Source organism: Paenibacillus sp. J31R109, from assembly GCF_059692055.1.
On record NZ_JCAUAR010000047.1, the window covers coordinates 1 to 1,654 of the forward strand.

The 1,654-nt window shown below is 46.3% G+C and carries 2 protein-coding genes; both read left to right on the forward strand.

Annotated features, from left to right (window positions below; genetic code table 11):
• The coding region (locus tag AC58QT_RS35965; protein ID WP_497413121.1) for a hypothetical protein at nucleotides 1–224 on the forward strand (224 nt) is incomplete at its 5' end.
• 22 nt (nucleotides 225–246) lie between these two features.
• Nucleotides 247–1,575, forward strand: coding sequence for a group II intron reverse transcriptase/maturase (ltrA, locus tag AC58QT_RS35970; RefSeq protein WP_497413122.1), 1,329 nt, complete (start codon nucleotides 247–249; stop codon nucleotides 1,573–1,575).
• The last annotated feature ends 79 nt before the right edge of the window (nucleotides 1,576–1,654 follow it).

A 1,654-nucleotide genomic window follows, 5' to 3' on the forward strand; every position in this document is an offset into this window, starting at 1 on the left:
AAAAAAAAAAAAAAAAGATCGTCGATGCAAGCTTTGACTCAAAAGGCGAAGACTTGTGTGAAGCCCGAAACCAGAGAAGAAGAGTTTCTGAGAGAAGCCATGTGCCAGATAGAAGCCGGGGAGCCATGAAGTGCGAAGATTCGGGGAATGAACATAAGGAGAAGCCGTCTGGGGCGAGTACCAACAGGAAAGCGGAGATTGCCGAAAGGCTACAAACCGTTTAACTGGAAGGGAAGGAGAACGAGCATGGGGGAACAGGAGCAAGACAAAGACTCACGTGAAAGAGTAAAGAAGCAAGAAGAACGAAAATGGTACAGTCTAATCGACAAGATATGGGCAAAACCAAACTTGGAGGATGCTTTTAAAGAGGTTAAGCGAAACCGTGGAGCGGCAGGGATTGATCAGGTGACCGTAAAGGCATTTGAATCGAAGTTGGAGCACCATCTAGAAGTGCTTCAGCAGGCGCTGAGAAGTAAGACATATCAGCCAAAGCCGGTCAGACGCGTATATATTCCGAAAGCAGACGGTACACAAAGACCCTTAGGCATACCCACCGTAGGAGACCGAGTCGTACAAGCGGCAGTAAAACGCATATTGGAACCTATCTTTGAAGCTAAATTTATGGACTGTAGTTATGGATTCCGACCTGGGAGAAGTGCACACATGGCGTTAGGGAAAATCCGGCAAGATTTAGAAGATGGTTTTCGCTATGTCATAGATGCCGATCTTAAATCGTACTTTGACACCATTCCCCACGAAAAGCTTGTAGGGATGGTGAAAGAAACGGTTGTTGACGGAAGTGTGTTGACTTTGCTAGAGAAATTCCTGAAAGCGGGAGTGCTAGAAGGTGGTAGCTTCTACATGAACGACCAAGGGACGCCTCAAGGAGGAGTTATTAGTCCATTATTAGCAAACGTCTACCTCCATCCTTTAGATCAAGTGATGACTGAACGCGGGCATCGTTTAACAAGATATGCGGATGACTTCGTGATCTGTTGCAAAACAGAGAAAGGTGCGGAGCGCGTGTTGAAGTCCGTAACGGGGTTACTTGAGAGAGAAATGGGACTGAAAGTTCACCCAGAGAAAACGAAGATAGTGAACAGCAAAAGAGAATCATTTGTATTTCTTGGGCATGAATTTAAACCTGGAAAAAGGATGATACCCTCGGCTAAAGCAATGACGAAATTTAAAGAACGGGTGAAGGAGATCACGCGGAGGAACCAAACGGTAGATGTACAAAGGTTGGTAAAGAAGGTGTTAAACCCATACTTGCGTGGTTGGGGTAGATATTTTGGGACAGGTGATGTAAGGAACCGCTTCCGGGACTTAGATGCATGGATAAGAAGAAGACTTCGCTCCGTGCAACTACGAAGTTGGAAGAGAGTGAGAAAACTCCACCGGGAAATGCGAAAACGAGGATGGGATAACAAAGAGTTACCCGGTCTCCGAATGACAGCATGGAGAAGTTCCCACTCAACCTACGCTCAATATGCGATGCCAAATATATGGTTTGAAGAAATTGGTCTAAGTAGTTTGCTTGTTATTTACAAAGAACTTCATCCCCAGCGGGGATAGATCTGGAGGAGCCGGATGCGATGACCCGCATGTCCGGAACTGTGAGAGGCCCATGCAATAGCGCATGGGCCTACTCGAT

Excerpts from the sequence above, each read along its gene's own strand:
- ltrA (WP_497413122.1), top strand. The coding sequence starts at position 247 with ATGGGGGAACAGGAGCAAGACAAAGACTCACGTGAAAGAGTAAAGAAG.